General features: G+C 71.2%; 21 protein-coding genes. 6 read left to right on the top strand and 15 right to left on the bottom strand.

Features of this window, described 5'->3' with window-relative positions; genetic code table 11:
- The 6 genes from TN53_RS17500 to TN53_RS17475 all read right to left on the bottom strand — a co-directional run.
- Positions 1-768, bottom strand: a 768-nt coding sequence (locus TN53_RS17500) for a DUF4142 domain-containing protein (RefSeq protein WP_046259436.1), incomplete at its 3' end; no start/stop codon positions are given.
- A gap of 248 nt (positions 769-1,016) precedes the next feature.
- On the bottom strand, positions 1,017-2,390 hold the full coding sequence (locus tag TN53_RS17495; RefSeq protein ID WP_046259435.1) for a DUF692 domain-containing protein: 1,374 nt from the start codon (positions 2,388-2,390) through the stop codon (positions 1,017-1,019).
- Between the two features lie 216 nt (positions 2,391-2,606).
- On the bottom strand, positions 2,607-3,188 hold the full coding sequence (locus tag TN53_RS17490) for a TIGR03086 family metal-binding protein (RefSeq protein WP_046259434.1): 582 nt from the start codon (positions 3,186-3,188) through the stop codon (positions 2,607-2,609).
- Positions 3,188-3,595, bottom strand: a complete 408-nt coding sequence (locus tag TN53_RS17485; protein ID WP_159038138.1) for a hypothetical protein — start codon at positions 3,593-3,595, stop codon at positions 3,188-3,190. Before TN53_RS17485 ends, TN53_RS17490 begins: the two co-directional genes overlap by 1 nt.
- 88 nt (positions 3,596-3,683) lie before the next feature.
- Positions 3,684-4,322, bottom strand: coding sequence for a TetR/AcrR family transcriptional regulator (locus TN53_RS17480; RefSeq protein ID WP_234441612.1), 639 nt, complete (start codon positions 4,320-4,322; stop codon positions 3,684-3,686).
- Positions 4,319-5,035, bottom strand: coding sequence for an aminoacyl-tRNA hydrolase (locus TN53_RS17475; protein ID WP_046259432.1), 717 nt, complete (start codon positions 5,033-5,035; stop codon positions 4,319-4,321). Before TN53_RS17475 ends, TN53_RS17480 begins: the two co-directional genes overlap by 4 nt.
- Before the next feature lie 105 nt (positions 5,036-5,140).
- On the opposite strand from TN53_RS17475, the gene TN53_RS17470 reads away from it, so the two are divergent.
- Positions 5,141-6,001 (top strand): ABC transporter ATP-binding protein, encoded by an 861-nt coding sequence (locus tag TN53_RS17470; protein ID WP_046259431.1) that lies wholly within the window; start codon positions 5,141-5,143, stop codon positions 5,999-6,001.
- Positions 5,998-6,669: a hypothetical protein gene (locus tag TN53_RS17465; RefSeq protein WP_046259430.1), complete on the top strand. Its 672-nt coding sequence runs from the start codon at positions 5,998-6,000 to the stop codon at positions 6,667-6,669. Before TN53_RS17470 ends, TN53_RS17465 begins: the two co-directional genes overlap by 4 nt.
- On the opposite strand, the gene TN53_RS45155 is transcribed toward TN53_RS17465, so the two are convergent.
- From TN53_RS45155 to zapE, 7 genes are all read right to left on the bottom strand, one after another.
- A complete protein-coding gene (locus TN53_RS45155; protein WP_095046541.1) occupies positions 6,661-6,840 on the bottom strand; it encodes a hypothetical protein in 180 nt (59 codons plus the stop codon). The genes TN53_RS17465 and TN53_RS45155 overlap by 9 nt on opposite strands.
- An 18-nt stretch (positions 6,841-6,858) precedes the next feature.
- A complete protein-coding gene (locus TN53_RS17460; protein WP_046259429.1) occupies positions 6,859-7,701 on the bottom strand; it encodes a polysaccharide deacetylase family protein in 843 nt (280 codons plus the stop codon).
- A gap of 96 nt (positions 7,702-7,797) precedes the next feature.
- Positions 7,798-9,174 carry a PhoX family protein gene (locus tag TN53_RS17455; RefSeq protein WP_046259428.1) on the bottom strand — a complete coding sequence of 459 codons (1,377 nt, stop codon included), beginning with the start codon at positions 9,172-9,174 and terminating at the stop codon, positions 7,798-7,800.
- Between the two features lie 90 nt (positions 9,175-9,264).
- The gene (locus TN53_RS17450; RefSeq protein WP_046259427.1) at positions 9,265-10,041 is read right to left on the bottom strand and encodes a slipin family protein; all 777 of its coding nucleotides are present in this window, start codon (positions 10,039-10,041) and stop codon (positions 9,265-9,267) included.
- Positions 10,042-10,148: 107 nt separating this feature from the next.
- Positions 10,149-11,606, bottom strand: coding sequence for a SulP family inorganic anion transporter (locus TN53_RS17445; RefSeq protein WP_046259453.1), 1,458 nt, complete (start codon positions 11,604-11,606; stop codon positions 10,149-10,151).
- A 5-nt stretch (positions 11,607-11,611) separates the two neighbouring features.
- The gene (locus TN53_RS17440; protein WP_046259426.1) at positions 11,612-12,190 is read right to left on the bottom strand and encodes a carbonic anhydrase; all 579 of its coding nucleotides are present in this window, start codon (positions 12,188-12,190) and stop codon (positions 11,612-11,614) included.
- 395 nt (positions 12,191-12,585) lie between these two features.
- Positions 12,586-13,692 (bottom strand): cell division protein ZapE, encoded by a 1,107-nt coding sequence (gene zapE, locus TN53_RS17435; protein WP_234441611.1) that lies wholly within the window; start codon positions 13,690-13,692, stop codon positions 12,586-12,588.
- A 313-nt stretch (positions 13,693-14,005) separates the two neighbouring features.
- On the opposite strand from zapE, the gene TN53_RS17430 reads away from it, so the two are divergent.
- The 4 genes from TN53_RS17430 (at position 14,006) to msrB (ending at position 17,368) form a co-directional block, all read left to right on the top strand.
- Positions 14,006-14,794: a pyrimidine reductase family protein gene (locus TN53_RS17430; protein WP_095046540.1), complete on the top strand. Its 789-nt coding sequence runs from the start codon at positions 14,006-14,008 to the stop codon at positions 14,792-14,794.
- A 132-nt stretch (positions 14,795-14,926) separates the two neighbouring features.
- Positions 14,927-15,400: an indole-3-glycerol phosphate synthase gene (locus tag TN53_RS17425; protein WP_199924593.1), complete on the top strand. Its 474-nt coding sequence runs from the start codon at positions 14,927-14,929 to the stop codon at positions 15,398-15,400.
- A 152-nt stretch (positions 15,401-15,552) separates the two neighbouring features.
- Positions 15,553-16,941: a UDP-N-acetylmuramate--L-alanine ligase gene (murC, locus tag TN53_RS17420; protein WP_046259423.1), complete on the top strand. Its 1,389-nt coding sequence runs from the start codon at positions 15,553-15,555 to the stop codon at positions 16,939-16,941.
- A 19-nt stretch (positions 16,942-16,960) separates the two neighbouring features.
- Entirely contained in the window at positions 16,961-17,368 is a 408-nt protein-coding gene (gene msrB, locus TN53_RS17415; protein ID WP_046259422.1) for a peptide-methionine (R)-S-oxide reductase MsrB, read from the top strand.
- 66 nt (positions 17,369-17,434) lie between these two features.
- On the opposite strand, the gene TN53_RS17410 is transcribed toward msrB, so the two are convergent.
- Positions 17,435-17,884, bottom strand: a complete 450-nt coding sequence (locus TN53_RS17410; RefSeq protein WP_046259421.1) for a hypothetical protein — start codon at positions 17,882-17,884, stop codon at positions 17,435-17,437.
- 1 nt (position 17,885) lies between these two features.
- On the bottom strand, positions 17,886-22,505 hold the full coding sequence (locus TN53_RS44095) for a DNRLRE domain-containing protein (RefSeq protein WP_052745221.1): 4,620 nt from the start codon (positions 22,503-22,505) through the stop codon (positions 17,886-17,888).
- Positions 22,506-22,741: the final 236 nt, after the last annotated feature.

Raw genomic sequence — 22,741 nt, 5'->3', positions numbered from 1 at the left:
TTGGGGCTGGGGGGGGGGGGGGCGGGTGGGGGGTGGGGGGAGTGAGTAGCTCGGGGTCACCGGGACGGCCGGGGTCGGGGCTGCCGTGAAGGCGGGCGGGGCCGGGGGGTTGGTGATCGGGGGTGTGCTGCCGACGGCCATGTCCTGGGCCAGGGCGTCGAAGTCGACGTAGCCCGTGGCCTCCAGGATCTTGATGTGGTCCAGGACGGTGGTGTTGGCGTCGTCGGCGAGCGTGCGGACCAGGGAGTTACGGGTGCTCGCGCGGACCTGGGCGACGACGGAGAAGACCCTGCCGTGTGCGAGACGCAGGATGTTGGCGAACTCGCGGTCGTACTCGACGCCTTGGGCCGAGTTCAGGGTGGCGAGCCACCCCTTCTGCTGGTCGTTCGGCTCGTTGGGAAGGGTCAGGCCCAGCTGGGAGGCGACGTCGCGGACCCGCTCGTCCAGGAAGGTGTGCCCCTCGACGAGGTGCTGTCCGGCCGTCCGTACGGCCTGTGTCGTGCCCTTCTGCTGGGCCTGCTGACCGGCGGGCAGCTCCCACAGCCCGGCCAGCCGGACCTTCGTGACGAACTCCCGGTCGAGCGCGGACAGCGGCCCGTACTGCGTCGACACGGTCTCGGCATTGAGTACGTCGGCCGCGGTCCCCGACCGGTCGGCGTACGACCAGATCGGGAAGATCAGCGCCATCAGGGTCGCTGTCAGGCCGGTGATGATGAGCCCCGTGCCGCTGAGAATTCCTCGGCCCTTGACGGGGGGTCGCGGTCGCATGGTGCCTCCTGTTACGGCACCGCACGCAGTTGGGATTTCGAGTGCGGGATTGGCATGTTACTGCGCGGTCCGCGCCAACTGCCGTACAGGAGCGAATGGTTGCATCCCGGACACCAGGGGCGAATGGTGAAGGGAGACTTGGTGGCTTATGGCACCAAAGGGTGGCTAACCGAGTGTGTGGGAGATGTGTCGAGGCGCCGGTGTTATCCCCGGCACACTCGGCTGCGGCCGGCGCGGACGGCGGCCGGTCACCGTCGCAGCAGCACCCGCCGCGTCGCCCGTGCCAGCCGTACGGCGGGCCGGTGGGACCGCGGCCGCGTGCCGGACCGCTCCAGCCACCACTCCCGCAGCCCGGCCCGGGCGTGCGGGTCCTCCGGCAGGCCGGAGCCGAGGAGGTACCCGGCGAAGTCCAGCGCGTCCCGCCGGTAGCCGGCGCCCATCGGATGCCCCTGGGCGTACCCGAGGAACGCCGCCCGGTACCCCGCCCCGAGAATCTCCGGCAGCTCGGGCGCGACCTTCGCCACGACATCCGCCCGCTTCCCGGCGAGCGCCCGCGCCTGCACCCCGACCCGCACCCGGTCGAACCCCTCGGGCACGGGCGTCCCGGCGACGAGCGCGGAGAGCAGAGCGGTCTGGGCGAGGGCGAGGCGCTGACGGGCGGGGGCGGTGGTGGAGGCGGCGTCAGCGCCGTCGAGGGGGGCATCGGCAGTGGTGTCGGGGCTGGTCTTCATGACCCGCCCCGCGACATCCGTCACGGACTCCCCGCCGCCCTCCTCGGAGCTCCCCCCGGCCTGCTCGCGCCCCTTCTCCAGCGCGCCCCGTATCGCCGTCAGTTCCCGCTCCAGCTCGCTCGGCTCGGGGAAGTTCTCGTCCCGTTCCAGCAGGACCCCCGGCGGGGAGACGCGGGAGGCGAGGTCGGTGAGGATGTCGAGGACCGGGCGGGGGACGGGGTGGGCGTGGCTGTCGTGCCAGACGCCGTCGCGTTCGAAGCCGCCCGCCACGTGGACGTAGGCGATGGCCTCCAGAGGGAGGTCGGCGAGGGCCTCGGCGGGGTCCTCGCCGCGGTTGACGTGGTTGGTGTGGAGGTTCGCGACGTCGATCAACAGTCGTACGCCCGTGCGGTCGGCCAGCTCGTACAGGAACTGCCCCTCCGTCATCTCCTCACCCGGCCAGGAGATCAGCGCGGCGATGTTCTCGACGGCGAGCGGCACGGGCAGCGCGGCCTGGGCGATACGGACGTTCTCGCACAGCACGTCGAGCGCGTCGCGGGTGCGCGGCACCGGCAGCAGATGGCCCGCCTCCAGGCGCGGTGAGGCCGTCAGGGGCCCGCCCGCCCGGACGAACGCGATGTGCTCGGTGACCAGCGGTGAGCCCAGGGCCGTGGCGCGCTCGGCGAGGGCCGTCAGCCGGTCCTCGTCGGGCCGGTCCGCGCCGCCGAGGCCGAGGGAGACGCCGTGCGGGACGACGGTCACCCCGCGCTCGCGCAGCCGGAGCAGCGATTCGGGGAGATGCCCGGGGCAGACGTTCTCCGCCACGGCCTCGACCCAGTCGATACCCGGCATGCGCTCCACGGCGTCCGCGATCTCCGGCCGCCATCCGATTCCCGTACCCAGTCGCTCCATCGTCCCCGTCCCTCCTCCGGCCGACTCTCCCGCTCCACCTGGATCCGTTGTGTCGTCCCCTTCGACGGCTCGCTGTTTCCGGCGTGACGGGGGTATGGCCCCGGTGTCCGGTCCCGAATCCCCCCACCCCGTCGTTCAGAGGAACATTTGAGGTTCCGGCCACCCGTGCCAGGAGGTACGCAATCCAGCAGCCGCCCGTTCAGGCGGGCGGACCGCTCACCCCCACTCCGGCGACCGCCCCAGCAGCCGCAGCGTCTCCTCCAGCGGCCCGGCGTCCGGCGGCACGTCCAGCGTCGCGGCGAACGCGAACCCCGGACCCCGCCCCGCCGGATCGGCCGGGACATGACGGGCCACGGCCAGGGCCGCCGTCAGGACCTCGTCGGGCAGCTCGAGCCCGACCCCCAGCGTGGCGGCCACATCCCAGGCGTGCACGACGTAGTCGATGAGGTGGAAGGCGATCGCGAGCCGCCCGGGGAACCGCCCGCCCAGTTCGGGGAGCGTGAACTCCCGTTCCACGGCGCCCGGTTCGGCGAACGCCCCGAGGAGGCTCGTCGCGGCCGCCCGATGCACCTTGGCCGGCTCGCGCAGGTCCGCCGGCTCCGTCCAGTACGCCGGATCGCCGCCCGCACCCCGCGCGGCGGCCGCGAACCCGTGGTGCTGCGCGGCCATGTGCGCCACCAGCCGCCGCAGTGTCCACCCGGCGCAGGGACTGTCCCGCTCCCAGTCCCCGTCCTGCGCGAGTTCCACCACCCGCAGGGCCTCGTACACGGCGATCCGGTCGAGTTCCACGACGTCCATCACTGCTCCTCGGTGATCGGGTCCAGGGCGTGGGCCCACAGGGTCGATGGCTCGAATATCGCGAACTCCCGTGTCGTCGACCGAAGTTCACTCCGCCCACGGTGGGCGCGCACGATCCGCAGATGGTCGGGCCGGGCGACGAACTCCTTGAGCTCTTGTTCGCCGGCCCACACGGACACGGCCCCGGAGCGTCTGCGGACCGGGTCGGCCCACAGCCACATGCCGAGCGAGCCGGGCGTCCCCGGCCAGGTGCGGCGCAATCGCACGCCGGCCAGGGCGACCGCGGCGGCCTGCCCGAAGCCGAGGGCGGTGAAGTCGGTGACGCTGACCAGCACCGGGGCGTCGGTCGGCGGTTCGGGCCCGGGCTGCCAGGGAGCGCGCAGGATCGCTCGTCGCGAGATTCGCATGGATCCGAGAATAAAAGTAAGCGAACGATCGTGCTACTTGTTTTCCGTGATCGGTCCCGAAAGACGAGCAGCCAACATCCCTTATCCCTCAGCCCACTTGAGGCGCCGACGAGACGTCCACCGCCACCGCCCGCAACCGCGCCGCGATCCCCACCCGCGCCCGTCGATAGGCGACGTTCTCCCCATGCAGCACGGACAGCGCGTTCGCCGACTCCATGAGGGCGATCAGCTCGAAGGCGAGCTGCGCGGCATCGGTGTCGGAGCGCAGTTCACCCGCGGTCCGCGCCTCCTCGACACAGCCCTCCACATGAGCGCCCCAGGACCGCTGGGCCCTGACCAGCGCATCGTGCACGGCCCCCTCCCGGGCGTCGAACTCGGCCACCACGCCGTAGAAGAAGCAGCCGCCGGGAAAGACCCGCCCCTCCGAGTACTCCAGCCACGCCTGGCACAGCCGCCAGACCCGTCCGATCCCCGCCGGAACCTTCGCGGCGGGCTCCACGACCTCCGCGACGAACACCCGCGAGGCCTCCCGCACCGTGGCCAACTGCAGCTCCTGCTTGGAGCCGAACAGGGCGAACACCCCGCTCTTGCTGAGCCGTAGATCGGTCGCGAGCCGTCCCACCGACAGCGCCTCGAGACCCTCCACGGAGGCGATCTCGACGGTACGGCGCAGCACCGACTGCCGGGTGCGGTTGCCTCGTTCGACCCTGCCGTCGAGCCGGGTCACCGCAGCGCCGGATGGTCGGCGACGACCGTGCACGAGCCCGGGGCGATCTCGGTGAACCCGGCGTCCCGCACCAACGGCAGCCCACTGCCGACGAGTTCGCGCCACCGGTCCCGTCCAGGGGTCCGTACGGCGACCGGGAACCCGGCGTCGCGCCAAGCGGCCCGCTCCGCGTCCGACAGCTCCCACCAGGCGAGCTGAGCCCCGTGCCCGGCCTGAGCCATCGCCTTCCCGGCCGACATGTCGACGTCCGGGCTCATCCACAGCACGGGGACACCCGGATCGGCGTCCACCGGCGGCTCGGGGTCGTCGAGGTCGGTACCCGACACCTGAAGCTTGGCCAACTCCTTGGGCCACCCGTCCAACGGCACCGGCGGAAACACCCGCACCTCCGCGGACTTCCCGGTGACCGTGATCCCGGGCAGCGCCTCGGCCTTGCGCCACTCGCCCCCACGGGCCCGCCGCACGACCTTCCGGATGCGTGCGTCCTGCCAGTCCCGCATGACCTGAGCCCACTCACCGTCCCCGAGGGAGCGTCCATCGCTGAGCATGACGAGAACAGCACGGGCAGCGGTCTCGAGAGCGTCGGTCCGGGCGGGAGGCGCATCCCGCTCGATGCGCACGACCAACGGCAGCACGAACTGCGGTGCATGATCGCGGGCAGTGGCTTCGTGCCGGAAGGGACTGTCACCGGTGGACTTGGAATCAACGCTCACGCAATCACCCTAAGGGGCGCGGGGCTGTGCCGATGTGCGGCTACCGCCGCGTGAGCGCGACCAGCCACAACCAACCGTTGGTCGCCACACGACATCATGACAACCATGGAACGCGATCTACAGCTGGACAACGTGGGCCGCCGCTACGGCCTACGCGGCCCCTGGGTCTTACGAGGCATCCATCTCACCCTCATCCCCGGCACCCTCACCCGCATAGAAGGCCCGAACGGCACCGGCAAATCCACGCTCCTTCGCGTACTCGCCCGCCTCGACGCCCCCTCGGAGGGTCGCATCAAGGGCCGCCCGCACACCGCCTACGTCCCCGAACGCTTCCCCTCGGCCCTCCCGTTCACCGCCCTCGGCTACCTGACCCACCTGGCCACGATCCACGGCCTCACCCGCACCTCGGCCGAGCGAGCCGCGGCCGACACCCTGGAGCGGTTCGGCGCCACCCCCTACGCCCGCACCCCCATGGCCCAGCTCTCCAAGGGCAGCAGCCAGAAGGTCGCCGTCGCCCAGGCCCTCCTCGCCGAACCGGAGCTGCTCGTCCTGGACGAGGCGTGGACCGGCCTCGACGCGGACGCCCGGGCGGAACTGGAGCGCGCGGTCGCCGAGCGCACCGCGGCGGGCGGAGCGGTGGTGTTCGTCGACCACGACCCGAGCCGGCTGGCGGGGGTGCCCGACGCGACGTACGCCGTGCACGAGGGCGGCCTCCACCGTCGTACGACACAGGCCGCCGCGCCCTCCGGCCCGCAGGTGACCGTCGTGGCCCAGGGCCCGGCAGGCGGCCGGCTGCCCGCGGACGCGCACCGGATGGCCACCACCGCCGAGGAGACGGCACCGGGCACCTACAGGCTCGCCGTCCCCGCGTCCCGCTCGGACGTCCTGCTCCGTACCCTGCTGGCGGCCCGCCCGCCGTGGCATGTGGTGAGCGTCAGCCACCAGACACAGGAAGACGGCCGATGACCGCTCTGCTCCGCTACCAGGCCGCCCTGCTCGTACGCTCCCAGCGCTGGCTGCCGCCGTTCATCCTGTACGTCGCCTTCCTGGGCATCGGTGTGCAGAGCGGCCAGCCGATCCTCGACTCGCTCGGGTACGCGGCCGCCGCGCTGCTGCCCGTCGCCGCCTGGCTGGTGCGGATCTGTGTGTCCAACGAGCCGCCCGCGGCCCGTGCCTGTGTGTCCGCGGCGGTCGGGCCCGCGAGGGCGCACCTCGCCTCTCTGCTGGTGGCATTCGCCACGGCGGCGCTGCTCGGCACGGCGGCGACTCTCCTTGTGACGCTGATCAGCGATCCGGTGGGCGCCGACCACCAGATGCGGGTGCCACGGTTCCCCGCCGGTGCGGCGGGGCTGATCGCCACCCTCGCGTGCGCTCTGCTCGGCACGGCCGTCGGGGCGCTCACCACGTGGCCGCTGCTGCGCTCGCCGGGACGGGCGGTCCCCACGATGCTGCTCGCGGCGCTGCTGACGACGGTGACGACCGGTTCCCCGGCCCAGGCGGCGGTCCAGGGCCTGGTCACCGGTTCCCGTGAGGGCACGGTCCCACTGCCGCTGCTGCCCCTGGCCGCGGCCGCCCTGCTCACCGCGGGCGCGACCGCCGTGGCCTGCGTGCTGACGTCCCGGAGATCACCCTGAGCAGGCGGTCCGCTGGGCCTCCTGCCACTCGCATACCGGGCACATGGTGATCCCCTTGTACGACTCCGGGTACTCCGTCGGCTTCCGGCACAGCACACACTCCGCGTACGGCGGCCCGTCGGCGACGGGCGGCTTCGGCGCCGCGCTGATCGTGCAGTAGTCCTCGCTCATATCCCCAGCGTAGGGCGGTCAGCGGCGCCCGCCCCCCGCCGCGATCAGCTCGGACACCTTCACGAACCGGTACCCCTTGGCCCGCAGCTCCGGCACGATCGTCCGTACGGCCCGCTCGGTCGTCGGGGCGGCGCTGCGGGTGCAGTGCATGACGACCACGGAACCGGGCCGGACCCCGTCCAGCACCTGCCGGGCCACGGCGTCCGCGTCCGTCGCGAAGGCGTCCCCGCTGACCACGTCCCACTGCACGGCGGTGACACCGGCCGGGGTGAGCGCCCTGAGGGCCTCTCGGTCGTAGCAGCCGCCGGGGAAGCGGAAGTACGGCCGCGCGTCCGGGACGCCCGCCTTCCGGAAGGCGGCGTACGCGTGCTCGACATCGGCCCGCATACGGTCCTGCGAGACCGTCGGCAGCCCGTAGCAGTCGCCGGTGAAGGCGTAGTGGCTGTACGAGTGGTTCGCCACCTCGAAGAGCGGGTCCCGTCCGATCGACCGCGCCTGTGTCGGGTACTCCTCGGCCCACCGCCCCGTCATGAACACGGTGGCCGGCACCTTCAGCGTCCGCAGCGCCGCGATGAGCCGCGGATTGTCGAAGCGCTCGCCGGCCGCCGCCCGGGGCCCCTGGTCCGCGGTCATGTCGGCGTCGAAGGTGAGCGCGACCGTCCTGCCGTGCGTGCGGGGGCCGTTCTTGAAGACGGGGGTGAGTCCGGCGGGGCCCGGGGCGAGGGTCGGGGCCCGGGAGGGGGCGGCGGGAGCGGAGGGAGCCGGACGGGCGGCGTGCTGTGCCTCGGGGGCGGCGGCGCAGGCGGTGAGCGCGGCGCCGAGTGCACAGGCGGCCACTACTTGTCGTACTCGAATGATCACTGTATGAACATAACGGGATGAATCAGGCACATCCCGGATTGCGGCCGCTTCGATCATGCGCCGGGAGGCGGGGGTCCGCCTCCCGGCGCAGGGGCCCTACCTGCGCCAGGGTCCCGTCACCGCGAACGTCGTCCCCGGCGTGTAGCAGTTGACGTACATCGTGTCGCCGTCGGGGGAGAAGGTGACCCCCGCGAACTCGCCCCACTCCGGCGCCTCGGGCGTCCCGATGTTCTGGGCGTTGCGGGCCATCGCGTACACCTCGCCCCTGCGCGTGACGCCGTACACGTGCTGGGCGCCGTTGCCGTCCTCGCAGACCATCAGGCCGCCGCTGGGGGCGAGGCAGATGTTGTCGGGGGACTCGCCGGGCAGCTGGATGTCGGTGTCCGGACCGAAGACGATCACCAGGGTCAGGCGGCGCGAGGACGGGTCGTAGCGCCAGATCTGGCCGAAGTGGTCCGCGGCCGAGCCCTCCGCGCTGTGGGCGAAGGACGACACGAAGTACACACACCGGCCGCCCCAGTAGCAGCCCTCCAGCTTCTGCGCGTGTGTGATGCCCTTCGGGCCGAAGTCCTGGAGGCGGATGGGGGTCTGGGCGGCCAGCGGGTCCGGTACGTCGACCCACTCGACGCCCTCGAAGCACGCGCCCGTCTCCTGGATCGAGGACAGGTCCGGTACGCCGGGCACCCGCATCGCCTGGAGCTTTCCCCCCGCGCGCAGGGAACCCAGGCCGCCCAGCGGCTTGTTCGGCAGGAAGCGGTAGAAGAGGCCGAACGGCTTGAGGAACGCGTCCTCGGTCTCGTAGACGATGCCCCGCTGGGGGTCGACGGCGATCGCCTCGTGCTGGAAGCGGCCCATCGCGGTCAGCGGGACCGCTCCGGAGCGGCGCGGGTCGGCGCCGTCGACCTCGAAGATGAAGCCGTGGTCCTTGGTGTAGCCGTTGGTGCCGGCCTTGTCCTCGGTCTCCTCGCAGGTCAGCCACGTGCCCCAAGGGGTGGGCCCGCCCGCGCAGTTGACGGCCGTGCCGGCGATGGCGACCTGCTCGGACAGAACCCTGTTCCGGCCGTCGAGCGCCAGCGTCGTACAGCCGCCCTTGCCGGCCGGATCGTAGGTGAGGCCCTCGACGGTCGGGACGGGGATGGCCGCGGTGGGGCGGTTCTCGTGGTTGCGGACCAGGTGTACGACGCGAGCACCGCTGTGTCTGCCGGCGAAGGCGGCCATGCCGTCGTGGTTGGAGGGAACGAGCCCCTGGTCGTAGGAGAGCTTGCCGCCCTCACGGGAGAGGACCTTGTAGCGGAAACCTTCCGGCAGATCGAGCAGGCCGTTCGGGTCGGGGACGAGGGGGCCGTAGCCGGTGTGGCCGAGGTTCTGGGCGGCGGCGGTGCCCGTGAAGAGCTCGGAGAGGGCGCCGGTGAAGGCGATTCCCGCCCCCAAGGCGCCGGAGCGGGCGAGCACCTGACGTCGTGTTGCGGACATGGAGCAGCAACCTTCCTGCTGGCGGACAGGATGTGACGCCGCTGTGTCTATCACCTGGCGCGGGCTCCGTGAACCACGCGCGTAGAGGTGTCACCTGTCGGTGGGGTGCTCCTGGGCCCTCTCCAGGAAGCGCAGCAGCTCCACCGGGAAGGGGAGGACCAGGGTGGAGTTCTTCTCGGCGGCCACCGCCACCACCGTCTGGAGCAACCGCAGCTGGAGGGCGGCCGGCTGCTCGGACATCTCCTTCGCGGCCTCGGCGAGCTTCTTCGACGCCTGGAGTTCGGCATCCGCGTTGATGATCCGGGCGCGGCGCTCGCGGTCGGCCTCCGCCTGCCGGGCCATGGAACGCTTCATCGCGTCCGGCAGCGACACGTCCTTGATCTCGACGCGGTCGACCTGCACGCCCCAGCCGACGGCCGGGCTGTCGATCATCAGCTCCAGGCCCTCGTTGAGCTTCTCGCGGTTGGAGAGCAGGGCGTCCAGCTCGCTCTTGCCGATGATCGAGCGCAGGGACGTCTGCGCCATCTGGGAGACCGCGAACTTGTAGTCCTCGACCTTCACGAGCGCGTTCGCCGCGTCGATCACCCGGAAGTAGACGACCGCGTCCACGCGCACCGTCACGTTGTCCCGGGTGATGCCCTCCTGGGCCGGGATCGGCATCGTGACGATCTGCATGTTGACCTTGTGCATCCGGTCCACGAACGGGACCACCATCGTGAACCCGGGCGCCCGCACGTCGTCCATCAGCCGCCCTAGCCGGAAGATCACCCCGCGCTCGTACTGCTTGACGACCCGCGCCCCGGCGGCGACATAGACCACGCCGGCGGAACCGGCTGCCGCGGCCACGGTCAGGAGCTCCTGGAGCATGGCGACCCCCTCACTGAGAGGCCTGTTTGTCCGCTCCTGCAACGATATGCCCGGTGCCCGGTCCGAGGCTATGGACCAGGCACCGGGTGTGGATCGCGTGCTGCGTCTTACTGGGCGGTGACCCGCACCGGTTCCGTGCCGACCGCGCTGTGGCGCTCGGCCCAGTTCTCCAGTGCCGTACGGCAGGCGTGGTCCAGGTGGTGCAGACCGGACAGGTCCAGCTCCACCGGGCGGTCCTGCGGCAGGGACTCCAGGTTGTCGAGGATCTTCGGCAGCCTGAGGAAGGTCGCGTTGCCCGACAGATACGCCTGGACGGGTCCGGCGCCCTTGTCCACGACCTCCAGCTTCAGGTGCGAGGCCTCCCAGGCGGTCTTGGCGACGGCCAGCGCGAGGCCGATGAGGACGCCCTCGAACATGCTGACCGCGACGATCGACACGGCCGTGACCACCAGGATCAGCGCCTCACCGCGGTGCTCGCGCCACAGCGACACGATCTCCCGTACGGGGATCAGCTTGGCGCCGGAGTAGACCAGGATGCCCGCGAGCGCCGGGATCGGGATGTAGGCGAGGACGCCCGGCAGCAGCGCCGCGAACAGCAGCAGCCATACGCCGTGCATGACCCGGGACGCCTTGGTCTTCGCGCCCGCCTGGACGTTGGCCGCACTGCGCACGATCACCGCGGTCATCGGCAGCGCGCCGAGCACCCCGCAGAGCGCGTTGCCCGCGCCCTGCGCGACCAGTTCCTTGTCGTACGCGGTGCGCGGCCCGTCGTGCAGCCGGTCCACGGCCGCCGCGCTGAACAGCGACTCGGCGGACGCGATCAGGGTGAACGCGACGATCGTGGCGAGCACGCCGATGTTCGCGAGCTCACCGAAGGCGGTGAAGGACGGTGGCTGGATGGAACCCAGCAGCCCCTGCACCTCGACGGTCGCCACCGGCATGGAGAACGCCAGACCGGCGAGCGTGGCCAGACCGACCGCGGCGAGCGGACCGGGCACGGTGCGCACCTTCGCCGGCATGCGCTTCCACAGCACGAGGATCGCGATGGTGCCGGCCCCGAGCCCGAGCGAGGCCAGCGCCCCGGTGTTCCCGACGGCGTCCGCGAGCGCACCGGGCAGCCCGGCTATCTTCCCGAGGCCCGAGGCGGGCGCCTTGGCGTCGGCCATCGCGTACAGCTGTCCGGCGATCAGTACGAGGCCGATGCCGGCGAGCATGCCCTCGACGACGGAGACCGAGATCGCCCGGAACCAACGGCCCAGCTTCAGGGCGCCCATGAGGATCTGGAGCGCGCCCGTGGCCAGCACGATCACGCCGAGCACGGGCAGCCCGAACTCCTGGACCGCCTCGAAGACCAGCACGGTCATCCCCGCGGCCGGTCCGGAGACCTGGAGGCTGCTGCCGCGCATGAGACCGGTGACGATGCCGCCCACGATGCCGGTGACCAGACCGAGTTCGGCCGGCACGCCGGAAGCGACGGCCACGCCCACGCACAGCGGGAGCGCGACCAGGAAGACGACCAGAGAGGCGGCGAAGTCCTGCCGCAGATGAGGGTATTTGGTCATCATCGTGATCACAGCGCCTCGAACGTGTCGGTGCCCGCGCGGTGTTCCCGCACGGCACCGGTGTGCACCTCGTAGTACCAGGCACGGAGGGTGAGTTGACGAGCCGTCAACTTCTCTTCGATGAACGGGTAGGAGCGCAGCCGCAGCAGCTGCGTCAGGACGTGGCTCTGCACGCCCTCGGCCACGGCCGGATCCTCGGGCGCCCCCGCGGGGCGCGGCGCGGCGTGCGTGAGCCAGTCGCGCACGGCCGGTACGGCGGTCAGGTCGTCGCCGCGCACCAGGGCGCCGACGGCGCCGCAGTGCGAGTGGCCGCAGACCACGATGTCGCTGACGCCGAGCACTTCGACGGCGTACTCGATGGTGGCCGCCTCGCTGGTGGGGTGCTCGGAGGTGTACGGCGGGACGATGTTGCCGGCGGTGCGCAGCTCGAAGAGCTCGCCGGGGCCGGCGCCCGTGATCAGGGCCGGGACGACCCTGGAGTCGGAGCAGGTGATGAACAGGACTTGAGGGGACTGGCCTTCTGCGAGCTTGGCGAACTCCTCAGGGCGCTGTCCGAACAGACGGGCGTTGTCGATGAGGGGCTGCATGTGGTGACTCCTCCTGGCGCGCCTGCAGCGGCGCGTCGGACGTACATGACAGGTGGGGGGTACTGCCGTTATCTGTGAGGCAGAGCTCTGGTCGAAGCCTCACTGGCTGTGTGCGCGGTTGCGAACGATGCCGTGATAGCGAAGAAGGCGAGGGGGAGTGGATTCACGGCAGGGGTTGAGAGCCCTGTCCGTGTCGGTTTGTCTCGCAACATGCGTCCCCCTCCCTATGGTTCACGGCTCACGCGCTTGCCAAGACATGGTCAATGCCTGGTCAAGAAACACGTTAACCCTGCGAAGTTGTTTGCAGGGTTAACTTAACGTTTCGAGCTGAAGAGAGCCTGAAAAGCGTAGGTACGGTGGCGGGAACCAGCCCTTGACCTGCGGGAGTTCACCGGTTAGGCGGGCTCGACGAGTCCCTTGCCGTCGCGCGCCAGCGCGGTGAGCCGGGAGATGGCCCGGAAGTACTTCTTGCGGTACCCGCCCTTGAGCATCTCCTCGCTGAACAGCTGGTCGAACGGCTGTCCGGACGCGAGGACCGGAACCTCACGGTCGTACAGCCGGTCCGCGAGCACGACGAGCCGCAGCGCGGTGGACTGGTCCGGAATCGGCTGTACGTCGGTGAGACACACCGCCTTCAGGCCATCGGTCAGCGCGCCGTACCGGCTGGGGTGGACGCGGGCGAGGTGATCGAGGAGTTGCGGGAAGTCGTCGAGCGAGGAGCCCTCGGTGGCGTACGCCGCCTTGGTGACCTGTTCCTCGGAGTAGGGGGCCGGTGCCGCGGGCAGACCGCGGTGGCGGTAGTCCTCACCGTCGATGCGCAGCGGCCGGAAGTGGGCGCTGAGCCCCTGGATCTCGCGCAGGAAGTCGACCGCGGCGAAGCGGCCCTCGCCGAGCTTGCCGGGGAGGGTGTTGGAGGTGGCGGCGAGGGCGACACCCGCGTCGACGAGCTTGCCGAGCAGGGTGGAGACGAGGACGGTGTCGCCGGGGTCGTCGAGCTCGAACTCGTCGATGCAGAGGAGACGGTGGCCGGAGAGCGTCTGGACCGTCTTCTGGAAGCCCAGGGCGCCCACGAGGTTGGTCAGCTCGACGAAGGTGCCGAACGCCTTGAGCGAGGGCTCCGCCGGGGTGGCGTGCCAGAGGGAGGCGAGGAGATGGGTCTTGCCGACGCCGTAGCCGCCGTCGAGGTAGACGCCGCGGGGGCCGGCCGGGACCTTGGGCGCCTTGGCCTTCCCGAATCCGAAGAGCCCCCGTTTCCCCCCGCCGACGGCATGCGCCCCGCCGAGTCCACCGGCGAAGCCTTCCAGTACCCGGACGGCCTCGAACTGGCTGGGCTGGTTCGGGTCCGGGATGTACGTGCTGAACCGCACCGAGTCGAACCGCGGCGGCGGCACCATCTCGGCGACGAGCCGGTCCGCGGGGACGTGCGGCTCACGGGAGCACAGGGACATCGGGGCCGCGTCTGCTATCGGGCTGATCCCGGAGGCGGTGGTGGAGGACGACACGGTTCCCCATGCTAAGCGCCGTGCCACACTGCACGACATGCGACGCCTGTTCCCTGTGACCGACCAGACAGCGACGAGGGCCTCCGGCGGTGGGGCCGGGGGTGTGGGAGCGGGGGGTGCGGTCGAGGGCTCCGGGGGTGGTGGAACCGGTGGGCCTGTCGGGGCCGACGGTTCTGGTGGGGGTGCCGAGGCCGGGAGCGCGGTCGTTGCGCCCGGCGCCGCGGGCGGCGGTACCGGCGGTGCTGTGACGGAAGGCGCCGGTGGGGTACCCGGGGCGGACGGGTCCGGTGCGGTCGGAGAGGGGGGCGAAGCGGTGCGTTCTCTGGGTGGGACCGGCGCGGATGCCGTGCCCGGTGCCGATCTCGTTGACCGGGAGTGGAGTCTTGGCGAGCTGGCCGAGGCCTACGCCTATCCCGAGCCCGTGGCCGGCGGGGCGCCCGTGGCCTGGTTGCGGGCGAACATGGTGTCGACGCTCGACGGTGCCGCTCAGCACGACGGGAAGTCGCACCCCATCTCCACCGCGGCCGACATGCGGATCTTCGGGATGCTCAGGGGGCTGGCGGACGTGGTCGTCGTCGGCGCGGAAACGGTACGGCAGGAGGGTTACCGGCCCGCACGCGCGCGTGCGGAGTTCGCCGAGCGCAGGGAGGCGGCCGGACAGGGACCTGCGCCGGCGATCGCGGTGGTCAGCGCCAGTCTGGAGCTGGACTTCTCCCTTCCGCTGTTCACCTCCCCCCTCGTCCCCACCCTGATCCTGACCGGCGCGGCGGCCGCCCCCGACCGGATCGCGACCGCGGAGAAGGCGGGCGCCCGGGTCGTGATCGCCGGTGACGGCGTCGGCGTGGAGCCCGCCCGTGCCGTACGGGCTCTCGCGGACCTCGGATTCACCCGGCTGCTGACCGAGGGCGGCCCGCGGCTGCTCGGTCAGTTCGTGGCTGCCGGTGTGCTCGACGAGCTCTGTCTGACCGTCGCCCCGATGCTCACCGCGGGCGATGCCCAGCGCATCGCCGGGGGACCGTCCGTCGCGGTTCCGCATCGGTTCGCACTGGTGTCCCTGCTGGAGGAGGAGGGGTTTCTCTTCGGCCGCTACCAGCGCACTTGATATTCGTTCAGCGGTACCGCCGGTCCCGAAATCGGCGGAATCTACCGTTCCGGTTAGCTTCCGACGGGCACACTGAATCTCGCAGCCCCGTGAGATCACGGGGCAGGATGGTTTCCGCAGAAGGGGCGCTCGGTGTTCACAAGCGTACTGATGATCGAAAAGGCCCTGACGTCCGCCGACGTGGAGTTCGTCACCACCTTGCACGGCGACGAGCAGGTCTCCTTCCATGTACTGCTCCAGCCGCGCGGCGACCAGGCGGACCGCCTGCTGCGGGCCATCGACGACGTCGCACTGGGCGAACTGGACGAGGCGGCGAAGGAGCGCGAGGTACCCGAGGGTGATGCCGCGAGGCCCTTCGGGGAGCGGGCGCTGGAGGTGTCCCTGCAGGCGCTGCGGGGCTCCGGGAACGCGGCGGAGGGGCGGTTGATCGAGGATCATCCGCTGGACGCGTTGAAGGGGCTGGTGGAGGAGGTCGGGGCGGACGAGGTGATCGTGCTGACCGATCCGCACTATGTGGAGGAGTTCTTCCACCGGGACTGGGCGTCGCGGGCGCGGCACAAGGTGGGGGTGCCGGTGCTGAAATTGTTCTCGCACAGCAAGGCCTAGTCGCCGTCGGGGTGCCTGTGTGATTGCGGCTGCGGGTGGTGTGTGGCTGGTCGCGCAGTCCCCCCGCGCCCCTAGGTCGGTCACGTCACCGTAGGCAATTAGGCTGGGGCGCCTGTACGTCCGCCGTATCTGTATGCACAGGGAGACATCACGTGGCACCCGGCACCCTTCCCACCGCCATGGACCGACCGCACTTCATCGGCATCGGCGGCGCCGGGATGTCGGGGATCGCGAAGATCCTCGCGCAGCGTGGGGCCAAGGTGGCGGGCAGTGACGCCAAGGAGTCGGCGACCGCCGAGGCGTTGCGTGCGCTGGGTGCCACCGTGCACATCGGGCACGCGGCGGAACATCTCGCGGACGACGCGAGCTGTGTGGTCGTGTCGTCCGCGATCCGCCGGGACAACCCGGAGCTGGCCCGCGCGGCCGAGCTGGGCATCCCGGTGGTGCACCGGTCCGACGCGCTGGCCGCCCTGATGGAGGGCCTGCGCCCGATCGCGGTGGCGGGCACCCACGGCAAGACCACGACCACCTCGATGCTGGCGGTCTCGCTGTCGGAGCTCGGCCTGCGGCCGTCGTACGCGATCGGCGGCGACCTGGACGCCCCCGGCTCCAACGCGCTGCACGGCGACGGCGAGATCTTCGTCGCCGAGGCGGACGAATCGGACCGCAGCTTCCACAAGTACGCCCCCGAGGTCGCGATCGTCCTCAACGTCGAGCTCGACCACCACGCGAACTACGCGTCCATGGACGAGATCTACGAGTCCTTCGAGACGTTCACCGGAAAAATCGTCCCCGGCGGCACGCTGGTGATCTCCTCCGACCACGAGGGTGCGCGCGAGCTGACGCGACGGGTGGCTCCCTCGGTGCGGACGGTGACGTACGGAGAGGCGCAGGACGCCGACGTACGGGTGCTGTCGGTGGTGGCCCAGGGCCTGAAGAGCGAGGTCACGGTCGAGCTGGACGGCACGCCGCTCACCTTCACCGTCTCCGTCCCCGGCCGCCACTACGCGCACAACGCGGTCGCCGCCCTCGCGGCGGGCGTCGCGCTCGGCATCCCCGCGACGGACCTCGCCTCCGCCCTGGCCGCCTACACGGGCGTGAAGCGGCGCCTCCAGCTCAAGGGCGAGGTGGCCGGTGTCCAGGTCATCGACTCCTACGCCCACCACCCGACCGAGATGACGGCCGACCTGGAGGCGATGCGCGGAGCCGCCGGCGACGCCCGCATCCTGGTGGTCTTCCAGCCCCACCTCTTCTCCCGCACCCAGGAGCTGGGCAGGGAGATGGGCCAGTCGCTGTCCCTCGCGGACGCCTCGCTGGTCCTGGACATCTACCCGGCCCGCGAGGACCCGATCCCCGGCGTCACCAGTGACCTGATCATCGAGGCGGCGCGCGCCACGGGCGCGGACGTGACACCGGTCCACGACAAGGCGGACGTCCCCGCGGTGGTCGCGGGAATGGCGAAGCCCGGCGATCTCGTTCTCACCATGGGCGCGGGCGACGTCACGGACCTCGGCCCGCGCATCCTGGACCGTCTCGCGTAGTGGATAGGGGCTGAGCAACATGTCGTACGACGTCGAAAAGCCGGACGAGCAGTGGCGCGCGGAGCTGAACCCGGCCGAGTACGCCGTCCTGCGCCAGGCCGCCACGGAGCCCGCCTTCACCGGTGAGTACACCGACACCAAGGCGACGGGCGTCTACTCCTGCCGCGCCTGCGGCGCCGAACTCTTCACCTCCACCACGAAGTTCGAGTCCCACTGCGGCTGGCCCTCCTTCTACGACCCGAAGGACACCGACGCCGTGGAACTGGTGTCCGACCGCTCCCACGGGATGGTGCGGACCGAGGTGCGGTGTGCTCGGTGCGGGTCGCATCTTGGGCATGTGTTCGAGGGTGAGGGGTATGCCACCCCGACGGATCAGCGGTACTGCATCAACAGCATCTCGTTGCGGTTGGCGCCGGACGAGGGCTGATCCGGGCAGCGCACAGCGCCCGTCCCTCCGGTGATGCCGGGAGGACGGGCGCCTGCGTAGGGTGGCTCAGCCCTGGAGCTTCATGCCCTTGGGGGAGGTAAGACCCTTGTCGGGGTGGGCACGGAACGTCGCCGTCCGGACGGTGGGAGGGCAGGACGCCCCGTTGGGGTGCTGCTCGGTCAGCCTGGCCTGTGTGCTGTCCTCGACGACCGTGTCACCGCTCTTCGTCGACGTCACGGTGAGCCGCACCGCGACGCTGGACACCCCGATGTCGTCCGGGAGCCGGACCGACAGCGCGGCGAACGGGTCGTCGGGGCTGCCCGACGTCCGCTCCTCGCAGGAGCCGTCCGCGCACAGCCGGATCGTTGCCGCGTTCGGCTCGCCGAAGTCGGCGGGCTGCCACACGGCGGTGACCTCGGAGTCGGCGTCGGCCTCGGTGCACGGTGTGTCCTGGCCGAGGAGTGAGCATCCGGTCAGGGCCACCGCCAGCAGCGGAGTGAGAAGGGCTCGGCGCATGTCAGTACCACGCTACCTTTCCGGGGAAGGCGCTGTTGGCCAGCCCGATGTCGGTGAAGTACAACCAACAGGGGTCGAAGAACCCGCCGCTGTTGTCGCCGCCACCGCCACCGCCACCGGACAGGATGCCCTTGGCGATCGCCTGTCCGCTCCCGTCGACGGTGTACACGGGGCCACCGGAGTCGCCGTTGATGGTGCAGGATCCGGACGTCTTCTTGGCGACGACCATGTTCTTGGCAGTGGTTCCGCCCGAGTAGTGGATCGTCGCCTGAGTCGCGGTCACCTTCCACCCGCACAGCTCGCCGGTCATCATGCCGCCCGTGCAGACCTTGTCGCCGCTCTGCGCCCAGCGCTTCCAGTAGCCGTGGACGAGCCGGGACGAGCTGGACGTCTTGCCGCCCTTGTAGATCCGGGGCGTTGCGGCGCTGTCGCTGTTGACTCGGTACAGCGACAGGTCACCCGAGTAGTAGCTCTGGCCGGAGAGCTTCACTGAGCCGTACCCGTTCCTCCAGTTGTCCCGGACGACGGGGCCGATGTAGTCGCTCTCGTTGGGGCTCATGATGGCCCCATTGCCGCTGGTGCAGTGGCCGGCGGTCACCATGTACCACTTACCGTCGTACCGCCAGGCGAAGCCGGCCGTGCACCACTTCGCCGAGCTGGTGGTCACGTACGACAAGATGCGCGACCCGCCGTAGTAGGGCGAGGTGTCGTTCTGGCGGTTCGCCTGGGTTTCCACCATGTCGGCACCGGGAGTGAGGCTCACGGCGACGGTGTCGGTGCCGTACCGCTCCCCCAGAGCCGTGACCAGCGCCGGGGTGGCCGTCTCGGTCTCCACGACCACACGGTTCTCTGCGGGGTCCACGAACGCGATGTGCAGTCCGCTCACGCCGGGCAGTTCCGCCTCCGAAAGCTGGAGGACCTCGTCGCGCACGGATTCCAGCGCGGTGACGCTGTGCTCCACCACCTCGGCGCGCGGAGCCACTTGCTCGGTGACGGTCGGCCCGTCAGGCGCGGGAGTGGTCTCCGTGGTGTCCTCGGCCATCTCGAACGACTCCTCGCCGGTGGTCTCCACGGACCCGTCGGCGGGCGGCGCCGGAGTCTCCGCCTCGGTGGACGTGACGTCGGGCTTGGTGCCCTCCTCCGTGTCCTCGGCGGGCAGACCGCTGCCCTCGTCCGCGGGGGCCTGCGTCACCTGGATCGGAGCGGACGCCTCGTCGGCCAAGGCCGATTCGACGACCGGAGCGACCAGTTCGCCCGTGGCCGGGTCGATGTAGGGCGGGGCGAAGGCGTCCGGGTCCTCGGCCGCGCGGGCCGTCGCCTGCTCCAGGGCGTAGGCCTGTGCGGGCTCCGACTCCTGCAGGCCGTCGCCCAGGCCGCCGTCGATGACCTCGACGCGGTCGACGATCACCGAGACGGGTTCGGCGGCGGGCGGGGCGTACGCTCCGCCGAAGCGGGCGCCGATCTGCCGGCCGCCGCTGCCGGAAAGGGACGACGTGTCCCACAGCAGCTTCGGCGCCGAGCCGCCGGTGAGCGGCACCGGCCAGGTCACGGCCGCGCCGTCGGCACGGGTGACCTGAGAGGCCGCGATGACCTGCCACGGATCGGTGGCCGAGACCCGCTGGAGGAAGGTGACCTCTGCCAGCGAGGGCGGGGCGTCGACCGCGAGGTCGACCGAGCCGACCAGGACCTCGCCGTTGGCGGGCGCGGTCACGGCCGCCTGTCCGGCGTGGAAGGCGTACTTGGTCTCGGCCGAGACGTTGCCGGCCCGGTCGGTCGCGGTGACGACGAGCTGGTGGCTGCCCTCCGTGGCCGGGGTGATCGGCAACTCCACCGGACCGCCGGTGGTGGTGACGGTCTGCGCGGCAGCACCGTCGACCCTGTACGTCAGGCTCCGGGTGTCCGTGCCGTCGGGGGTCAGCGTGAACTTCCCGGTCACCTGCGCGCCGCCGGCCCACGCGTCCGATGGATAGGCCGCAGAGGTCACGGCCGGGGTGCCAGGAGCGGTGGTGTCCACAGTGAAGCGGTAGTGCGAAGTCGCCCCGCCCGTGCCGCCGGCGTCGATGCCGCGCACGTGGAGGTACCAGGTGCCCTCGGTGCGGGTCGTCGCGTAGGAGGTGACCGTCGCTTCGGCCGTGCTGTCGGGCACGGTGTCGGCGGTGCCGTCGACGACGATGCTGTACCCGGCGGAGGCGCCGGAGGGCGCGGTCCAGGTCGCGCTGAAGTCGCCGCTCTTGTATGCGTCCGTCTGGTCCGGATGCGTGGACGAGCTGATCACCGGGCTCGGCGGCAGCGTCATGTCGACCCTGAACGGCAGGTGCGCGGCGGTGGATGACCAGTTTCCGGCCTTGTCCTTGGCCCGCACGTGCAGGTACCAGGTGCCGTCGGCGTCGACCGTCGTGCTGAGGTTCGTCGACGTCTGTACGGTGCCGGTGGTGGCCGGCAGGGTGTCGGCGGTGCGGTCCACGGCGACCGTGTAACCGGCCGCGCCGGACAGGTCGGCGGGCGCCGACCAGCTGAAGGACGCGGTGCGGTTGGCATAGGCGCTGGTCGTCATGGGGTGTGTGGCGGAGACCAGGCCACCGGGCGCGCCCGGCGCTGTGGTGTCGACGTTGAAGCCGAAGTGCCGGGTCGGGGACCACAGCCCCGCCTTGTCACGGGCGGCCGCGTGCACCCACCAGGTGCCGTCGGCGCGCCCGCTCCAGCTGACGGCGGTTCCCGTCTGCGTGACGGCGGTACCGGCGGCGGTCGTCGGGCTCTGGTCGAGCTTGACGGCGTACCCGGTCACACCGGAGGCGTCCGTCGCGGCGAGCGTGCCCGCGAAGGCGGTGGCGTCGTACCAGGCCGACGCCGACGGATGGCTGGTGGAGGTGATGGTGGGGGTGGACGGCACGGTCGTGTCGACGGTGAAGGTCTGCCATGCCGACCAGGCCCCGGTGTCGGTCCCGTCCGAAGCCCTGGCCCGCCACTTGTAGTTGCCCGGCGCAAGGACGGCGACCGTGTGGGTCGCCACAGCCCCGGAGGCCACGGCGGCAGAGGTGCCGGATTTCAGGGCCGCGGTGCCGTCCGCCGCCCAGACCTCGAAGCCCAGCGTGAGCTGCTGGCCGTCGGCGTCGACGGACTTGGCGGACAGAGTGGGCGTGGTGTCCGAGGTGTAGGTGCCGGACAGCGGCGAGACGGCCGTCGCGGTACCGGGCTTGGAGTTGTAGGTGACCGTCAGCGAGGGCTCGTAGGCGGCGTTGTGCGAGCCGTCCGTCTGGTTCGCCGAGTGGTAGCGGCGCCAGGTCAGCGGGTCCGTCTCGTCGACGGCCGCGATCCGCACGCCGTGGTTGGGCTGTCCGTCGGCCCAGGCCTGGACGATCCCGTCGACGTCCCAGGAGACGTGGCCGGCGGCGCAGCTGGAGTTGTAGCCCTTGGCCGCGGTGGAGGTCACGGCGCCCGTCGTCGTGGTCGTCGGCTGTTCGGACCAGGTGATGGCCGAGGGGTCCCAGGCGGAGGTGATGCGGCGCACCTGGTTGCCGGAGTTGGCCGTGCTGCACGTGGACGAGTAGTACGAGTACAGGCGCAGGTCGGTGTCGAGGATGTGCTTGCCCGCGTACTTCGCCACGTCGAACTTCAGGTACGAGCGGGCCTTCTCGGCGCCGTTGTAGGTACCGGCCTTCAGCTCGGTCGAGCCGCGCTGCGAGGTGAGGTAGTCGTCGTACTGGACCCAGGTGTCGGTGACCGGGCCGAGGAGCGAGTCGGTCGGGTCGATGGTGACCGGGTACTCCAGCGCCGGGTCGGCGAGGAAATCCGCGTCGGGCTTCAGGACCAGGACCTGGTCGCCGGTGTCCGCGTCCCGCTCGATGGTGACGTCGATGGCCGTGAGGTCCTCGGGCTCACCGGAGGCGCGCTTCTCGCCCGAGCCCCACATCACCGGCAGCGGCGCGGTGGCCACCGTATGGCCGCCGCTGTCGCTCCAGCGCAGCCGGTCGTCGGCGGTCTCGTGCAGGGTCAGGCCCTCGGCCGAGACCGGGAGACGGTAGCTGACCGGGGCGTCGGGGCGCTGGTGCAGGACGACGGAATGGGAGAAGCCCTCCTTGAGGGCGGTCACCACGAGGTCACCGCCCTCCACGGCGTCGGGGTAGACGGCGGTCGGGCCGTCCAACCGCGGTGCGGGCAGCTTGCTCGGCCAGTCGAGGCCGAGCGTGCGGCCGTCGCGAGAGACCTCGGCCAGCGGCTCGCCCGAGCCGCCGCCGGAGAAGGTGATGTCGGCGGCGGTCGACTTGGGCCGCACCACACCGTTCTCGGCCACGAGGGTGGTGTCGACGGGCCGCCAGCTGCCGTCCGGCTGCTTGACCCGGATCGGGCCGGTGTACGCCTCGACGGTGGTCGTGCCGTCGGCGTTGGCCCAGGTGGTGGTCGAGTCGGTGCGCTTGGAGACGATCTCGGTCCGGGCCCCGGCTGCCTGTCGCACCGCCGGGGCATCGGCGGCCGGGGCGGCGTCTTCGGCGAACGCGGGCTCGTTGAGCAGCGGCAGAGGGGCGCATATGAGAGCGGCCAGCAGGGCCGCCGCCGAAGCGCGTTGCTTCCGGCGGGGTCTTCGTCTGCCCGGGGCCGGGGCGGACGACGCGGAGTGGTGCACAGGGAATCCTTCCAACTTTTGGATGAAGATGGGCTGATCGTAGAACCTGTGCACGTCGCGCCCACAAAGGGAATCGATGGCTCCGGTTCTGGCGGCCGCACTTGACCGACTGCTCCGGAATCGCGCGCGGCTCAACACATGCTCCCCATCAAGGAGTTCGTCCCCGGCGCCGTCGACAGCATCTCGTTGCGGTTGACACCCGACCAGGGCTGATCCGACGGGGTCGCGGCGTCAGT

Source organism: Streptomyces sp. WM6386, assembly GCF_000972385.1.
In the GTDB taxonomy this organism is placed as follows: Bacteria; Actinomycetota; Actinomycetes; order Streptomycetales; family Streptomycetaceae; genus Streptomyces.
Note: the sequence above shows the minus strand (reverse complement) of the source record. Positions and strands in the feature narration are given on the sequence as shown.

Coding starts and splice junctions, on each gene's coding strand:
- TN53_RS17495 (WP_046259435.1), bottom strand. CDS start 2,390: ATGGAGCGACTGGGTACGGGAATCGGATGGCGGCCGGAGATCGCGGAC.
- TN53_RS17490 (WP_046259434.1), bottom strand. CDS start 3,188: ATGGACGTCGTGGAACTCGACCGGATCGCCGTGTACGAGGCCCTGCGG.
- TN53_RS17485 (WP_159038138.1), bottom strand. CDS start 3,595: ATGCGAATCTCGCGACGAGCGATCCTGCGCGCTCCCTGGCAGCCCGGG.
- TN53_RS17470 (WP_046259431.1), top strand. CDS start 5,141: ATGGAACGCGATCTACAGCTGGACAACGTGGGCCGCCGCTACGGCCTA.
- TN53_RS17465 (WP_046259430.1), top strand. CDS start 5,998: ATGACCGCTCTGCTCCGCTACCAGGCCGCCCTGCTCGTACGCTCCCAG.
- TN53_RS45155 (WP_095046541.1), bottom strand. CDS start 6,840: ATGAGCGAGGACTACTGCACGATCAGCGCGGCGCCGAAGCCGCCCGTC.
- TN53_RS17455 (WP_046259428.1), bottom strand. CDS start 9,174: ATGTCCGCAACACGACGTCAGGTGCTCGCCCGCTCCGGCGCCTTGGGG.
- TN53_RS17450 (WP_046259427.1), bottom strand. CDS start 10,041: ATGCTCCAGGAGCTCCTGACCGTGGCCGCGGCAGCCGGTTCCGCCGGC.
- TN53_RS17445 (WP_046259453.1), bottom strand. CDS start 11,606: ATGATGACCAAATACCCTCATCTGCGGCAGGACTTCGCCGCCTCTCTG.
- TN53_RS17440 (WP_046259426.1), bottom strand. CDS start 12,190: ATGCAGCCCCTCATCGACAACGCCCGTCTGTTCGGACAGCGCCCTGAG.
- msrB (WP_046259422.1), top strand. CDS start 16,961: ATGTCGTACGACGTCGAAAAGCCGGACGAGCAGTGGCGCGCGGAGCTG.
- TN53_RS17410 (WP_046259421.1), bottom strand. CDS start 17,884: ATGCGCCGAGCCCTTCTCACTCCGCTGCTGGCGGTGGCCCTGACCGGA.